The sequence below is a fragment of the Chryseobacterium potabilaquae genome, assembly GCF_902728265.1.
Lineage (GTDB): Bacteria > Bacteroidota > Bacteroidia > Flavobacteriales > Weeksellaceae > Chryseobacterium > Chryseobacterium potabilaquae.
In genome coordinates, this window is sequence record NZ_CACVBR010000002.1 from 133,029 (window position 1) to 147,854 (window position 14,826).

At 32.6% G+C, this 14,826-nt stretch carries 14 protein-coding genes and 1 other RNA gene; 6 read left to right on the forward strand and 9 right to left on the reverse strand.

What is annotated here, in order from left to right; genetic code table 11:
- Window positions 1-4: 4 nt before the first annotated feature.
- A complete protein-coding gene (locus CHRY9293_RS01880; RefSeq protein WP_162031350.1) occupies window positions 5-2,620 on the reverse strand; it encodes a valine--tRNA ligase in 2,616 nt (871 codons plus the stop codon).
- Window positions 2,621-2,747: 127 nt separating this feature from the next.
- On the opposite strand from CHRY9293_RS01880, the gene CHRY9293_RS01885 reads away from it, so the two are divergent.
- From CHRY9293_RS01885 to CHRY9293_RS01895, 3 genes are all read left to right on the forward strand, one after another.
- On the forward strand, window positions 2,748-3,200 hold the full coding sequence (locus CHRY9293_RS01885) for a DUF1573 domain-containing protein (RefSeq protein WP_122635769.1): 453 nt from the start codon (window positions 2,748-2,750) through the stop codon (window positions 3,198-3,200).
- A gap of 79 nt (window positions 3,201-3,279) precedes the next feature.
- A complete protein-coding gene (locus CHRY9293_RS01890; protein ID WP_162031351.1) occupies window positions 3,280-4,149 on the forward strand; it encodes a PPK2 family polyphosphate kinase in 870 nt (289 codons plus the stop codon).
- Window positions 4,150-4,167: 18 nt separating this feature from the next.
- A complete protein-coding gene (locus CHRY9293_RS01895) occupies window positions 4,168-4,683 on the forward strand; it encodes a hypothetical protein (protein WP_162031352.1) in 516 nt (171 codons plus the stop codon).
- A gap of 67 nt (window positions 4,684-4,750) precedes the next feature.
- Here CHRY9293_RS01895 and rnpB read toward each other — a convergent pair.
- An RNA gene (rnpB, locus tag CHRY9293_RS01900) (RNase P RNA component class A) lies at window positions 4,751-5,075 on the reverse strand.
- A gap of 183 nt (window positions 5,076-5,258) precedes the next feature.
- Between rnpB and CHRY9293_RS01905 the strand changes: the two genes are divergently transcribed.
- Genes CHRY9293_RS01905 through CHRY9293_RS01915 form a run of 3 tightly spaced genes read left to right on the forward strand, consistent with a single transcriptional unit; the run spans window position 5,259 to window position 8,105 of the window.
- A complete protein-coding gene (locus CHRY9293_RS01905) occupies window positions 5,259-5,750 on the forward strand; it encodes an RNA polymerase sigma factor (protein ID WP_122546397.1) in 492 nt (163 codons plus the stop codon).
- A complete protein-coding gene (locus tag CHRY9293_RS01910) occupies window positions 5,743-6,417 on the forward strand; it encodes an MFS transporter (protein ID WP_162031353.1) in 675 nt (224 codons plus the stop codon). The genes CHRY9293_RS01905 and CHRY9293_RS01910 overlap by 8 nt, the downstream gene beginning before the upstream one ends.
- Window positions 6,418-6,476: 59 nt before the next feature.
- On the forward strand, window positions 6,477-8,105 hold the full coding sequence (locus tag CHRY9293_RS01915) for an AMP-binding protein (RefSeq protein WP_162031354.1): 1,629 nt from the start codon (window positions 6,477-6,479) through the stop codon (window positions 8,103-8,105).
- A gap of 133 nt (window positions 8,106-8,238) precedes the next feature.
- On the opposite strand, the gene rpoN is transcribed toward CHRY9293_RS01915, so the two are convergent.
- From rpoN to CHRY9293_RS01950, 7 genes are all read right to left on the reverse strand, one after another.
- The gene (gene rpoN / locus CHRY9293_RS01920) at window positions 8,239-9,702 is read right to left on the reverse strand and encodes an RNA polymerase factor sigma-54 (RefSeq protein ID WP_162031355.1); all 1,464 of its coding nucleotides are present in this window, start codon (window positions 9,700-9,702) and stop codon (window positions 8,239-8,241) included.
- 155 nt (window positions 9,703-9,857) lie between these two features.
- Window positions 9,858-11,306 carry an asparagine--tRNA ligase gene (gene asnS, locus CHRY9293_RS01925; RefSeq protein ID WP_162031356.1) on the reverse strand — a complete coding sequence of 483 codons (1,449 nt, stop codon included), beginning with the start codon at window positions 11,304-11,306 and terminating at the stop codon, window positions 9,858-9,860.
- Between the two features lie 372 nt (window positions 11,307-11,678).
- A complete protein-coding gene (rimM, locus tag CHRY9293_RS01930) occupies window positions 11,679-12,221 on the reverse strand; it encodes a ribosome maturation factor RimM (RefSeq protein WP_162031357.1) in 543 nt (180 codons plus the stop codon).
- A gap of 12 nt (window positions 12,222-12,233) precedes the next feature.
- Window positions 12,234-12,800: a 30S ribosomal protein S16 gene (locus CHRY9293_RS01935; RefSeq protein ID WP_162031358.1), complete on the reverse strand. Its 567-nt coding sequence runs from the start codon at window positions 12,798-12,800 to the stop codon at window positions 12,234-12,236.
- A gap of 152 nt (window positions 12,801-12,952) precedes the next feature.
- Entirely contained in the window at window positions 12,953-13,465 is a 513-nt protein-coding gene (locus tag CHRY9293_RS01940; RefSeq protein ID WP_162031359.1) for a nitroreductase family protein, read from the reverse strand.
- A 114-nt stretch (window positions 13,466-13,579) separates the two neighbouring features.
- On the reverse strand, window positions 13,580-14,029 hold the full coding sequence (locus CHRY9293_RS01945; protein ID WP_162031360.1) for a hypothetical protein: 450 nt from the start codon (window positions 14,027-14,029) through the stop codon (window positions 13,580-13,582).
- Between the two features lie 194 nt (window positions 14,030-14,223).
- Entirely contained in the window at window positions 14,224-14,751 is a 528-nt protein-coding gene (locus CHRY9293_RS01950; protein WP_162031361.1) for an SRPBCC family protein, read from the reverse strand.
- Window positions 14,752-14,826 lie beyond the last annotated feature (75 nt).

Here is a 14,826-nt window from a genome sequence, read left to right on the forward strand (position 1 = left end):
TTAATTATAGACTTTTCAGCTTTTCTTCTAAAATAGCAATCTTATCTAATGCATCCTTTTGTTTTTTACGCTCCACCTCTACAACTTCAGGCTTTGCATTGGCAACAAATTTCTCATTAGAAAGCTTCTTTTCAACAGAAATCAAAAATCCTTTTAGATATTTTAATTCCTCTTCTGTTTTCTCTTTTTCTTCTCCTAAATCTAAGTTTTCACTCAACGGAATTGAAATTTCTGTTGAACCTACCAAGAATGTGAAGCTAGGCTTCTCTGTTTTAGTTCCAAAATAGATTTCTGAAACGTTTGCCAGTTTTCTGATTACAGATTCATTAGCAAATTCTGATGCATTAGTATAAATTTCAGCTGTTTCTCTTGGTGAAATTCCTTTGGTCTGGCGATAATTTCTAACTCCAGAAATTAATTCTACAGCTATTTCAAAGTTTTTAATAATGGCTTCATTAAACGCTCCTCCTTTTTTCTGTTGAGCGATTACCAGTGCATCTTCCACATTCCTTTCAGAAATAATTTGCCATAGCTCTTCCGTTAAGAAAGGCATAAAAGGATGAAGAAGTTTCATTAATTCTTCAAAGAAGATAATTGTTTTATTGTAAACTTCTTTAGAAATACCTTCTCCAAAATTGGGTTTAATAGCCTCAAGATACAACCCACAGAAATCATCCCAAATTAATTTATAAATCAAATGCAAAGCATCAGAAATTCTGAATTTCTCAAATTGTTGATCAATATCTGTAATTGTTTTATTTAATTTATGTTCAAACCATTCTATAGTCTGCGTTTCAGCTGAATTAGCTGGTTTGTCTTCGTGGTTCCACATATTAATCAGACGGAAAGCATTCCAGATCTTCGTCATGAAATTTCTTCCTTGAAGCATTAAATCTTCATCAAACAGAAGATCATTTCCTGCTGCAGAGCTTAATAGAATCCCTACTCGAACCCCATCAGCTCCATACTTATCCATCAATTCCAACGGATCTGGTGAGTTTCCTAAAGATTTTGACATTTTTCGTCGCTGCTTATCCCTTACAATTCCAGTAAAATAAACATTCTTAAACGGAACTTCTTTTCGATATTCCAATCCCGCCATAATCATTCTCGCTACCCAGAAGAAAATAATATCCGGACCTGTTACTAAATCTGATGTTGGATAATAATAATTAATATCTTTATTCTCGGGATCAAGTAACCCATCAAAAACAGACATTGGCCATAACCAAGAAGAGAACCAAGTATCTAAAGCATCTTCATCTTGTTTTAAGCTAGAAGCTTCGAGATTGGGATTATCCATTTTTTTTCTGGCCAATATCAAGGCTTCTTCAATATTTTCAGCCACTACAAAATCATTCTCACCATCTCCATAATAATATGCCGGAATTTGTTGCCCCCACCAAAGCTGTCGAGAAATATTCCAATCCCGAATATTTTCCATCCAGTGTTTATATGTATTTTTAAACTTTTCAGGATAGAATTTTACCTCATCATCCATTACTACATCCAAAGCTGGTTTAGCAATTTCAGACATTTTCAGGAACCATTGAACTGAAACTTTAGGCTCGATAACGGCACCTGTCCTTTCAGAGGTTCCCACTTTATTTACGTAGTCTTCTGCTTTTAACAAAAGATTTTTTTCTTCTAATTCTTTTGCAATCAGCTTTCTTACCTCAAATCTATTTTTCCCAGCATAATGTAAACCATAATCATTTAAATTCCCATCATCATCCAGAGCATCAATCATCTGAAGATTATGTTTTTGGCCAATTTCATAGTCATTAACATCATGAGCAGGTGTAATTTTCAATGCACCGGTTCCAAATTCGATATCAACATATTCATCTTCAATAATGGGAATAACTCTATTTACAATCGGAACAATAACTTTACTGCCTTTTAAATGAGCATATCTTTCATCATTAGGATTGATGCATACCGCAGTATCTCCAAAAATAGTTTCCGGACGTGTTGTTGCAACAGATAGAAATTCTTCTGATCCTTCAATCTTATATTTAAGGAAATATAATTTGCCATTTTGCTCTTTAAAAATGACTTCCTCATCAGAAATATTAGTTTTTGCTTCCGGATCCCAGTTAACCATTCTGTATCCTCTGTAGATTAATCCTTTATGATATAGATCAACAAAACTCTTAATTACCTGTTGAGAAAGCTTATCTTCCATGGTAAAACGAGTCCTATCCCAATCACAAGAGCAACCTAATTTTTTCAATTGCTCCAAAATTGTTCCTCCATATTTATCGGTCCATTTCCAAGCATGTTTTAAAAATTCTTCTCTCGTAATATCTGATTTATTGATTCCTTCAGACTTCAGTTTAGCAACCACTTTCGCCTCAGTAGCAATTGAAGCGTGATCCGTTCCCGGAATCCAACATGCATTAAAGCCCTGCATTCTTGCACGGCGGACCAAAACATCTTGAATGGTATTATTCAACATATGCCCCATATGTAAGATTCCCGTCACATTTGGAGGAGGAATTACAACAGTATAGGGAGGTTTGTCATTCGGTTCTGAATGGAAATACTTATTTTCCAACCAGTAATTGTACCACTTTTGTTCTGTTTCTTGTGGATTATACTTTTCTGAAATCTGCATAATTCTATTTCTTTGGCTTACAATTTGCAAAAATAGTTTAAAGAAAAAAAATTTTGAGTATGAATTAAAATAATTTTTAACTTTGTTTCCTAAAATTTATCTAACAAACATATTAACATTCAAGAATATGAAAAAATTAATCGCAGGAATTGCGCTATTTGGAACATTTGCTCTTGCATCTGCACAGACTATTACATTTGATAAGACGACTTTTGACTATGGTACGATCAAACCTAGTTCTGACGGTACAAGATTCTTCAACGTAACAAATACCGGTGATAAGCCTCTTGTTCTTTCAAATGTAAAAGCATCTTGTGGCTGCACGACACCTCAATTTAGCACAGATCCAATTATGCCAGGAAAATCTGCTCAGATCAAAGTTGGATATAATACAGCTATCAATGGACCATTCAACAAAATGATTGAAGTATTTTCTAACGATCCAGCAAATAGCAGAAGCGTAATCTACATCAAAGGAAATGTAGATACAAAAGCTGCCGAAGTAGCTACTACTCCAGCTACAACTGAACCTGCTGCTGCTCCAGCTAAAAAGTCAAAAAAAGTAGCGGCTACAAAATAAGCTCTACTAAAAAATAAAAAAACCGTCTCCTCTGAGACGGTTTTTTTATTACATTTATTCAAAATAATACAAAACTTCTATGGATACTAATTTTTCAGACGATTTTGAAGTAAAAGGATCATTTTCTATAAAAAAAACATCTACCCAATATCATGGTAAACTTACAAAAGAAGAAGGAATCCAATTATTACTCAAAGAAAAAGAAAAACTCCGTGAACTTCAAGAGAAATTATATGCCGATGGGAACCAATCACTTCTGGTTGTTCTACAAGCAATGGATGCGGCGGGAAAAGATAGTCTCGTAGAGCATGTATTTGGAGGAGTAAATCCTCAAGGCTGCCGTATTACAAGCTTTAAAACTCCAAGTTCAAAAGAATATTCTCATGATTTTCTATGGAGACATTATATGGCATTACCTGAGAAAGGCATGATTGGAATTTTTAATCGTTCTCATTACGAGAGTGTTTTAGTCTGCAAAGTACACCCAGAATATAACCTAAATGAGAAAACATGGAAATCTGTAAAAGATTTTGACAATACATTTTGGAAAAATAGATACGAAAGTATTCGAAATTTTGAAAAACATCTTTCTCAAAATGGAACAACTATAATTAAAATCTTTCTAAATGTTTCTAAAAACGAACAGAAAAAACGACTTTTAGACAGAATTAATGAACAGGAAAAAAACTGGAAATTTTCTGCAGGAGATCTACCAGAAAGAGCTTTATTTAGTAAATATATGGATGCGTATGAAGAAGCAATTAATGAAACTTCAAAAGATTATGCACCATGGTATGTTCTTCCAGCAGATGATAAATGGTTTACAAGAGTAGCCGCAATCCAAATCATTATTGATACTTTAGAAAAAATGAAACTTACCTACCCAAAACTTTCTGAAAAAGATAGATTGGGTTTACAAGAAGCGAAAAATCAACTGGAACAAGAATAATCCCTAAAAACTAAAACCATGAAAAAATTTTTAATATTCAACTTATTCGTTCTAATTACATCTATTTCATTATTCCATTCCCAAGTTCCGAAATTTATGAAATATAGTGTTTCCGATTCTGGAGCCTCATTATATATTCCGGGAGAACCAAAATGGGAAAAATCTCTTTCTGAAGATAAAAGTGATGTTTATACTACTGAGGTCAATTTTAATAATGTAACTTACGGAGCTGTTGTTGTAAAATTTGCAAGCTCTCTTACCAATGTAGAATATGTTCTAGAAAGCTACCTGAAGCACTTGAATGAAAATTTTTTCCTACTTACCAAAATATCAGACATTGGAAAAGGTCACAGTTTAGAAAAGTATCCTGATGCAAAAGGCATATTAGAATATGGTGAAAATGCCAATGGTAAGGATTATATAATTAAAGCTTGGGGAACAACTAAAATGTTTGCCATTCTATATATACGTTCTACAACTGAGGTGAATTATAATTATCAGGAAATGTATTTTAAAGGATTTCGTTTTCCTTAAAAGCTTTGAGGTGATAGTATAAAGTTCAACATATTAAACTCCCCCTCTCTGAATCTTAAACTAAAAAAGCACGAGAAAATCTATAAGCCGGATTTTGTTCTTCTTAATGAAGCGCCTGTTATTTATCTTCGTCTTACATTACTGCAAAACTTTAGCTGATTACCCCTCGGCTTTCAGAGCGAGCAACTCCTATTTTCATTTCTGAAAAGAACCGATATACTTATCATTGCACCACAAAGAGTTTACCTGGTTTCACTACAGCCGAACTGTACTTGCTTTCTGTTGCACTTGTCCTACCCTCACGGGTGACGGATGTTATCCGCTTTGTTGCTCTTCGGTGTCCGGACTTTCCTACCCCTGCAAAAACAGGAATCAACAAGCCGACTTTCTCGCAGATGCAAAGATAGTATTTTATACTTTAAATAGAACAACGAAGCCACTTAATCTCCATTCTTTAATTCCCTATTTTTTGGAATTATCTTATTAATTTTAGAATTGATAAGATATTGAAATTCTGCATTGTTAAATTAATATATTGTTATTATCTTCGTAAAAACTAATTATACATCAAAAACTTGGCTTCTAAAGAAAAAGAATTTGCGCAGCTTATAAAAGATAATCAAGGATTGATTATCAAAGTTTCGCGTCTTTATACTAATTCACTTGAAGATGAAGAAGATCTTTTTCAAGAAATCGTTTTGCAATTGTGGAAAAGTTATGATTCTTTTAAAGGTAATTCTAAAATTTCCACTTGGATGTATCGTGTGGCCCTCAATACAGCTATTACTCTTTTTAGAAAAAAAAGCAAAAGTCTACCTACGAATGAATTAGATATTAATCATAAAGATGTTATAGAAGATGATGACGAGAAACAACAACAGATCTCACTTTTGTATACGGTAATCAAAACACTTCCCAACATTGAAAGAGCTATTGTCATGATGTATCTTGATGATTTACCTTATAAAGATATTGCGGAAAACCTCGGTATCACTGAAGTAAATGCGCGTGTAAAAATGAACAGATTAAAGAAAACCCTTAAAGAACAGATGGAAAGATATGCCTGAATTTGATTTAGATAGCTTTAAGAAGACTTGGCAGGAGCAACCTGTTCAACAAAAGTATGATAATAATGAAATCCTACAGATGTTGAATCGGAAATCACGTAATTATGTTAAATATATTTTTTGGATAAGCGTTGTAGAGTTTTTATTTTTTACTTCGTTAGGATTATTTTATATCATACAAGGCAAAGAATCCAATAGTTTTATCAATATTTTAGAAAAATTAGGGGTAAGAAGAACCCCGGAAATAGAACATTCTTTCGATAATATATATTTGGCTTTAAAAATTTTAAGTTTATCGATTACTGCATATTTTGTTTACAAATTCTACCAAAATCATAAACAAATAAAAATCGAAGAAAATCTGAAAAAATTTATTTCAAAAATTATTCAGTTTAAAAAAACGGTGAATATGTTTATTTTACTCAATATAGGATTATTGATTACTTTCACTTCCATTTTCACTGTATTTGTATTTTATGTACTCAATACCCAAAATATAGCAATTACAAACTCTGCTCTTACTGGGTTTCTTATAGGCATTATACTGAGTACTGCATTAAGTGTTCTATTAATATGGGTATACTATCGATTACTATACGGTATTATCATGAAAAGATTGGATAAAAATTTAAAGCAGCTAAAAGATATAGATTCGCAGGAAAATTAATTAAAAAAATTCACTGATTATAGATTTATTTATTATTTTTATTTCCTAAATCCCTCATTATGTCTTTATCTTATATATCTGGAACTTCCAAGATACCCTTATTAGGGCAAACTATCGGAAGTAACTTAAAAAACACGGTGGAAAAATTTCCAAATCAAGAAGCATTAATTTGCGTACATCAAAATTATAGGGCCACCTACCAAGAGTTTTACAATCAAACTACAGCTGTGGCAAAGGCTTTAATATACTTAGGAGCCAAATCAGGTGATAGGATAGGAATTTGGTCAGCAAACCGTTACGAATGGGTTCTATTGCAGTATGCAACAGCCAGAATTGGTACCATATTGGTTAATATCAATCCTGCCTATAGAACGCACGAACTCACCTATGTACTTAACCAATCAGAGATTAGGTATATATTCGCCTCTTTAAGCTTTAAGACCAGCAACTACAAAGAGATGGTAGAATATGCCAAAGAAGTATGTCCTAGTCTTGAACAAGAAATTTTTTTTGATGATAATTGGGATACTTTTCTTAATAACGGACAAGAAATTTCAGATGATACATTACATAGTTTTGAAGAACATGTTCAGTTTGATGATCCTGTCAATATTCAATACACTTCAGGTACAACAGGTTTTCCTAAAGGTGTTACCCTTTCCCATCATAACATCTTAAATAATGGATATTTTATTGGAATTAGATTACATTACTCTGAAAAAGATAGAGTTTGTATTCCCGTACCATTTTATCACTGTTTTGGAATGGTAATCGGCAATATATGTTGTACAACTCATGGCGCATGTATGGTAATTCCCAATGATAGCTTTGATCCCGAGCTCACTTTACAAGTTGTCTCTCAAGAAAAATGCACCTCTTTGTATGGAGTTCCCACTATGTTTATTGCCGAATTAGCCGTAAAAGATTTTGAAAGGTATGATTTCTCAAGTTTAAGAACAGGCGTAATGGCAGGCTCAGTCTGTCCACCTGAAATCATGAAAAAAGTGGAAAATCTTATGAATATCAAGGAAATGAGTATATGTTATGGAATGACCGAAACATCTCCCGTTTCTACTCAGACTTTAATTGGTACGCCTTTAGAAAAACAGGTGAGTACAGTAGGTACCGTTCACGATCATCTTGAAATTAAAATTATCGATGGAAACGGGAAAATTGTTCAACGTGGTGAGCAGGGTGAACTTTGTACAAGAGGATATTCTGTTATGTTAAAATATTGGAATGACCCAGTAAGCACAAAAAAAGTATTAGATAAAGCCAGATGGATGCATACCGGAGATCTTGCGGTAATGGATGAAGAAGGCTATATTACCATTTCAGGAAGAATCAAAGATTTAATCATAAGAGGAGGTGAAAATATCTCTCCAAAAGAAATTGAAGACTTTTTATATACCTATCCTAATATTCTTGACGTGCAAATTATTGGAGTCCCTAGTGATAGATTTGGCGAAGAAGTAATGGCATGGGTAAAAGTACGAGAAGGATTTGATGTAACTGATCAAGAGCTTTTAAATTATTGCAAAGGAAGAATTTCCCATTATAAGATTCCAAAATATTGGAAGTTTGTGGATGAGTTTCCAATGACAATCTCAGGGAAAATAAGAAAGGTAGAAATGCGTGAAATCTCAATGAAAGAACTTGGTTTGGAAAAAGTAAAATACAATTATTGATCCCCTCCAATAAATCGTAAACATTCTGCAAATAGTACAATTATCATATACAAAAAAAGCATTTCTATTTTGAAATGCTTTTTTATATGGTGTAATTTTATTTAAAATTTCGTTATGAGTTGAAAAGTGTATGTTATAATTCTTTTCTTAATCTAGCCACTGGAATATTAAGTTGTTCACGATACTTTGCAATTGTTCTCCGGGCTATATTATAACCTTGTTTTTTCAAAATTACAACTAATGCATCATCAGTAAGAGGTTTTCTCTTATTTTCCTTGTCAATAACCTCTTGAAGATATGTTTTAATTTCTTTAGTCGATACTTCTTCCCCATCATCATTAGTCAAACTATCAGAAAATAAATCCTTCAAATATACAATCCCGTTTGGAGTATCGGCATATTTACTTTTAACCACCCTGGAAATAGTAGAAATATCAAATCCTGTAATATCCGCAACATCTTTTAAAATCATAGGTTTTAAGGACTTCTCGTCTCCAGAAATAAAATAATCTTTTTGAAATTTAACAATAGCATTAATTGTTTGTAAAAGTGTATTTTGACGTTGATTTATAGCATCAATATACCATTTTGCAGCATCTAACTTCTGTTTGATAAATAATGCGGCTTGCTTATGCTCAGCAGAATTTTTATCGTGAGAATAAGTAGTTAAAATATCTTTATATTCTTCTGAAACTCTTAAAGTAGGAGCGTTTTTACTGTTCAGCATAGGAATAACCTGACCTTCTTTAACTTGAATCACAAAGTCCGGAATAATCTCCTGATTAATGGTAATCGTTTGTGTGTCAAAATTCCCCCCTACTTTAGGAGATAATCTTGATATTTCATCCAACGCATCTTTAAGGTCATCCTCTTCAATATCATATTTTTGAATAATTTTATTATAATGCTTATTCGTTAAGGCATCAAACTGATGTCGTAAAATATTTGCTGCCAATGATACTGCTTTATCTGAACTTACTTTTTTCTCAATTTGTAATAAAAGGCATTCCTGTAAACCACGAGCTCCTACTCCTGGTGGATCTAGCTTTTGAACATAATTCTCTAAAATATCATCAACCCTTTCTTTGGTTGTATAAATCCCTTGAGAAAATGCTAAATCATCTACAAGAGATTTCACTTCTCTTCTAAGATATCCATCAGTATCTAGATTTCCTATGATATATTCAGCAATTTTCAAGTCTTCTTCAATAATATTTACCAAATGGATTTGCTCCATCAAATAATCATACAAAGATTGTCCTTCGGTTAAAAGACTTTCATTATCATATTCTTCGTCGTCCGGAGAATAATTACTTGATGCTGTTTTATAGCTTGGTTCATCATCGTAAAGATATTGATCAACATCAAAATCAGTTTCAATACTTTCTGTACCTTCATCTTCATATGAATCCTCTAACGAAGAATACTCATCTTCTTTAGATTCATCTTTTGCTATCTCTAGAGCAGGATTTTCCTCTAACTCTCTCTCTAATTCCTCTTCAAATTCTAGCGTATGAAGCTGTATCAACTTCATTAATTGAATTTGTTGAGGGGCCAATTTCTGGCCTAATTTGAGTTGTAAGTGTTGCTTAAGCATACTGCTATTTTAGATTTTAACTTAACTTATTCTACGAATTTAATGATTTTTTTAATACGAAACATATTTTAGCACGATATTTGCAGTGAATAACACATAATAAGCTATTAGATAAACAAAAAGCCTTACATTGCAATGTAAGGCTTTTTGTTTATCTAGAATTCAGCATTTTTAGGCGTTCTTGGAAATGGAATTACGTCTCTGATATTAGTCATTCCGGTTATAAAAAGTACTAATCTTTCTAACCCTAAACCAAATCCTGCATGAGGTACAGATCCAAATTTCCTCGTATCCAGATACCACCAAAGCTCATGTTCATCCACATGCATATCTGCCATTTTTTGTTTTAAAACGTCTAATCGTGCTTCTCTTTCAGAACCTCCTATTATTTCTCCAATTCCAGGAAAAAGAACATCCATTGCTGCAACCGTTTTATTATCCTCATTCAATTTCATATAAAACGCCTTGATTTCTTTGGGATAATCAAATAAAACAACCGGACTTTCAAAATGTTTTTCAACAAGATATCTTTCATGCTCAGATTGAAGATCTGTTCCCCATTTTTCAACAGGATAAACAAATTTCCCTTTTTTATTTTCTTTAGAATTCAATAAGATTTCTATTGCTTCTGTATAGCTTACTCTCTTAAAACGTTTAGCCACCACATTTTGAAGCTTTTCGATAAGACCTTCTTTAGCTCTTTCCTTTTCTGGTTTTGTTTTTTGTTCTTCTACAAAACGTTTATCCAAAAATTCAAGATCATCTTTACAATTATCCAGAACATAGGTAATAACATACTTCAAAAAGTCCTCTGCCAAATCAATATTATCTTCTAAATTATTAAAAGCAACTTCGGGTTCAATCATCCAAAACTCTGCTAAATGCCTAGTAGTATTTGAATTTTCTGCACGGAAAGTAGGTCCAAAAGTATAGATCCTACCTAATCCCATTGCAGCAGTTTCTCCTTCTAATTGACCAGAAACGGTTAAGTTGGTCTTTTTTCCAAAAAAATCCTGTTCAAAATCAATCTGTCCCTCCTCTGTCCTTGGAATATTATTTAAATCAAAATTTGTTACACCAAACATCTCTCCTGCGCCTTCCGCATCAGCACCTGTGATAACCGGTGTATTAATATAGAAAAATTGATTTTTATTAAAGAAAGAATGCACTGCAAAACTAATAGCATGACGTACTCTAAAAACAGCTCCAAACAAATTAGTTCGGAATCTTAAATGAGCTTGCTCACGAAGCTTTTCCAAGCTATGCTTTTTAGGTTGAAGAATCGTATTTTGAAGCTCTTCTGTGAAATTATCACCTAAAATGGTAATTTTTTTAGCAAGAATTTCAACGGTTTGCCCTGCCCCTTGGCTTTCCACTACCTCACCCACTATTTTTAGAGAAGATGCAGTGTTAATTTTATTGATAATCTCTTCATCAAAATTTTCGAAATCAACAACAATTTGCAAATTATTAATCGTAGAACCATCATTAAGCGCTATAAAACGATTTGAACGGAACGCTCTTACCCAACCGTAAACCGTAATGTCATGATGTAATACTTTCTTGTAATCCTGTAGGATTTCCTTAATTGTCTGCTTTTTCATTTGTTGATTAAAATTTTTATATAAAAATTAACGTCTGCAAAGGTACAAAAAAACAACACAACTTGATGATTACACTTCCTAATTAAAAAGGGATTTATTAATTATGTAAAGGAAAAAACCTATTTTAAATATTAATTAAAGAAAATAGACTTTTTACGCTGTTTCCCTTTTCGAATTTTCCAGGCATGATAAGAACTAGGATAACAATTTAATTAAAAATTCAAAATCTTTAGAAACATCCGGAAATCGCGATAGGAAAATCTTCTTCAATAAGATGTATGAGCAGATTGAAAGTGTAAAAAATAAATTAATCTTTTAAAAAAGGATTATGGAGAGCTAAATAGAGAAATTAAATTGTCTTATTTACAACTTTTACTCGTCTTTTTTAGAAGGAATTAAAAAGACATCAATAAGACCTTCAGGAAGTTCCATTTTAATGAATCTTTCGTCTCTGTTTACTTCAAGAATCCAGTCTTTAATCATAGGAACTACCACTTCTTTTCCATCAAGATTTGTAATGAAATATACCTGTGCAGTCTGATCATTTACAGATCTTATCACGCCACAGTCATTTCCATTTTCATCAAAAATACTATATCCAATAATTTCATGATAGTAGAATTGCTTTCCTGAAAGTTTTGGTAATGAAGATAATGGTAAATATACGCTTTTACCTAAAGATTGATCTACCAAAGCTTCTGTAGAGTTTTTAAAAGCAATATTAAGAGCATCAGATTTGCTCCAAGATGATTTTATAATAAAAAAAGGAACCAATAATCCGTTGATTTCAACGAATATTGATTCCAGTTTATTATAAAGCTCGGGTTGGTCGGTATCCAATTTAAGGATAACATTTCCCGCAAGTCCATGTCTGCGTGTGATTTTTCCTAATAAGTAACAATCCTCTTTACGCATACACGTCTTTTCTTACGCTTCAGTGTTTTCTTCAGTTTCAGCAGCAGGCGCTTCTCCTTCGGTTGTTGCTTCAGTAGCTTCCTCAGCAGGTACATTTGCAGCTTCCTCAGCAGCTTTTGCATCAGCTTGAGCTTGAGCAGCAGCATTAATTCTTGCTTCGTTTACTTTAGCTTCTGCCTCTAAAGCTGCTTTTTTAGCATCATCTTTAGATTTAGCTAAACCTTCAACTTTACCTTGTACTTTTGCTTCTTTAGTCTCTAACCAAGAGTTGAATCTTTTTTCTGCTTCCGCTTGATCAAAAGCTCCTTTAGCTACACCACCTTGTAAGTGCTTTTTGTAAAGTGCACCTTTGTAAGAGAGGATTGCTCTCGCAGTATCAGTTGGCTGAGCACCATTATTTAACCATTTAACAGCTGAATCTACATTTAGGTCGATTGTTGCTGGGTTAGTAATTGGGTTGTAAGTTCCTAATTTTTCGATGAATTTACCATCTCTTCTAGCTCTAGAATCTGCAACCACGATGTGGAAAAAAGGTTTTCCTTTTTTACCGTGTCTTTGTAATCTGATTTTTACTGACATAATGTTTGAATTTTACGGGAACTCGTCCCAGTTAAATATTTAAGAGTGCAAAGATAAACAAAATTTCTAATGTAGCAATCCAAAAACTTAAGAATTTAATGATATCGCAGATCTCTTATCTGTTAATTGAGAATTATCTCCTTTTTTACATGTTAATCCAATTTTCCCAAGTAAAATAGCCCCAAACACTTTTGATTTTCTTCAATGATCAAAGAACTTTTCAGGTAATCTACAAGCTTGGGAGAACTCCAATAACAACCAATATTGTTTGCAGTACAAGTGAGATACATGTTTTGAACTGCCATAGAAACAGCTGCAATTTCTTCCCATTCCGGAGTCATTCCACTAAAGTTGACAACAATAGAAATCACTACATTGGCTTTATTAATTTTAAAACCAATATCTTGATATTTTTTCTCCAAAAAAAGTGGTTCAGGTTGTGTGGCTTTGTAAATAGTCTGCATTTCTGAAGCGAGTTTTGTTTTATTCTCCCCTTTAAATACAGTAAAACGCCAAGGTTTTGTACGTTTGTGATTAGGAGCTAATATAGCAGAATGCAGAATTTCATCAATAACTTCCTGCGGAATCTCTGCATCAGTATAGTCTTTTGGAAAAATGCTTCTTCTTTGTTCTATGATAGTCTTTAAAACTTCCCGTTTATTCATAGATACAAAATTACGATACGTAATTTAATATCTTACATTTTAAAATAAATTTTTAGAAAAATGTCTATTTTCAAGAATCGCAAATTCAGCTCCCTAACCCCTTGTATTGAGCATTTAAATAACCTCAATAATTTTTTGATGGATATTATTTAACGTAAACGCATCCCCAGATCTCATCCCCATCATTTTTTTTGCCATTGGACTTTCAGGAGAGATGGCATAAAATCGATCTCCTTCAAAAAAGAATTCCCCCAATGAAACTGAAATGTAAAATCGTGCTTTATTGGTAAGCACTAAGGATCCTAATTGCACTTTTTCCGTGGGATTATTTAGTACTTTAGCCATATTTCTTTGAAGATCACTCAAAGCACCAAGTTGTTTTTGCATTTGATAGATTTCCTCCTGCATTTCTTCACGCATACTATCATATTTAGGTGTTTTTTTTATATCTCGACTGGCTTCTAAAGTAAATTCAATAAAATTTTTCAACTTTTCGATCTTTCCTGAGATCAATGCTTTTACATAGTTTCTAATATCGTTTTTCTCAAATATTATCTTCTCCATAAATCGAATCTTTAACATAAAGATAATATTTTATTTTGAGTTTGTCCTAAAAGATCAAAATTTCTATTGATAATACTCCTTTTCACATGATAATTATCTATATAAAAATTCAACCATAGCCATTTATATCTTGCTATGGTTGAATTAACTTATTTTATTCTATAATTCTAACTCTATTTTTACGTACGAAATTATTATTCTATCATTTTCTTCAAATTATCCAAACCTTGCCCAAACATTTTATCCATTTGTCCATTCATCATAGGTTTCATCATTTTCATCATTGGCGTTAATTCATTATCCATTGTCCAAGTTACTTTAGTCCCATTACTTTCAGGCGCTAGAATAAAGCTTGCTTTAGCTTCACCTTCCCATGGGCTTATAAAATGAAGTTTACTAGTGATTCTTTCATTTGGAATAACTCCTATTACGGTTTGTTCACCCTCACCTACTTGATCATTTCCTTTCCAATGATAAGAATCTCCTATTTGTCCACTTGTTCCGGAATAGGTAATTTGAATATTTTTATCTGCCTTTGCAAAAGGATTCCAAGCATTAAATGCTTTAGTAGACCCTACATATTGCCATACTTTTTCTTTCGGAGCATTAATTACCACTGATTTCTCAAAATGATAATCTTTACTAAATGCCAGCATCGCAATTACTGCATACACAATAATGAGAAGAATAATTATCCCAAGAATCTTAAAGATTGTTTTCATAATATTAGTATTTAGGTTTTAATTTTTTAATAGTCATGTTACCATATCAAAATTAGTCCTTCTCCCAAAATTACA

What these genes read in the sequence shown, in the direction of transcription:
- CHRY9293_RS01880 (WP_162031350.1), bottom strand. Translation starts at nt 2,620, where the DNA reads ATGCAGATTTCAGAAAAGTATAATCCACAAGAAACAGAACAAAAGTGG.
- CHRY9293_RS01885 (WP_122635769.1), top strand. Translation starts at nt 2,748, where the DNA reads ATGAAAAAATTAATCGCAGGAATTGCGCTATTTGGAACATTTGCTCTT.
- CHRY9293_RS01890 (WP_162031351.1), top strand. Translation starts at nt 3,280, where the DNA reads ATGGATACTAATTTTTCAGACGATTTTGAAGTAAAAGGATCATTTTCT.
- CHRY9293_RS01895 (WP_162031352.1), top strand. Translation starts at nt 4,168, where the DNA reads ATGAAAAAATTTTTAATATTCAACTTATTCGTTCTAATTACATCTATT.
- CHRY9293_RS01910 (WP_162031353.1), top strand. Translation starts at nt 5,743, where the DNA reads ATGCCTGAATTTGATTTAGATAGCTTTAAGAAGACTTGGCAGGAGCAA.
- CHRY9293_RS01915 (WP_162031354.1), top strand. Translation starts at nt 6,477, where the DNA reads ATGTCTTTATCTTATATATCTGGAACTTCCAAGATACCCTTATTAGGG.
- rpoN (WP_162031355.1), bottom strand. Translation starts at nt 9,702, where the DNA reads ATGCTTAAGCAACACTTACAACTCAAATTAGGCCAGAAATTGGCCCCT.
- asnS (WP_162031356.1), bottom strand. Translation starts at nt 11,306, where the DNA reads ATGAAAAAGCAGACAATTAAGGAAATCCTACAGGATTACAAGAAAGTA.
- rimM (WP_162031357.1), bottom strand. Translation starts at nt 12,221, where the DNA reads ATGCGTAAAGAGGATTGTTACTTATTAGGAAAAATCACACGCAGACAT.
- CHRY9293_RS01935 (WP_162031358.1), bottom strand. Translation starts at nt 12,800, where the DNA reads ATGTCAGTAAAAATCAGATTACAAAGACACGGTAAAAAAGGAAAACCT.
- CHRY9293_RS01940 (WP_162031359.1), bottom strand. Translation starts at nt 13,465, where the DNA reads ATGAATAAACGGGAAGTTTTAAAGACTATCATAGAACAAAGAAGAAGC.
- CHRY9293_RS01945 (WP_162031360.1), bottom strand. Translation starts at nt 14,029, where the DNA reads ATGGAGAAGATAATATTTGAGAAAAACGATATTAGAAACTATGTAAAA.
- CHRY9293_RS01950 (WP_162031361.1), bottom strand. Translation starts at nt 14,751, where the DNA reads ATGAAAACAATCTTTAAGATTCTTGGGATAATTATTCTTCTCATTATT.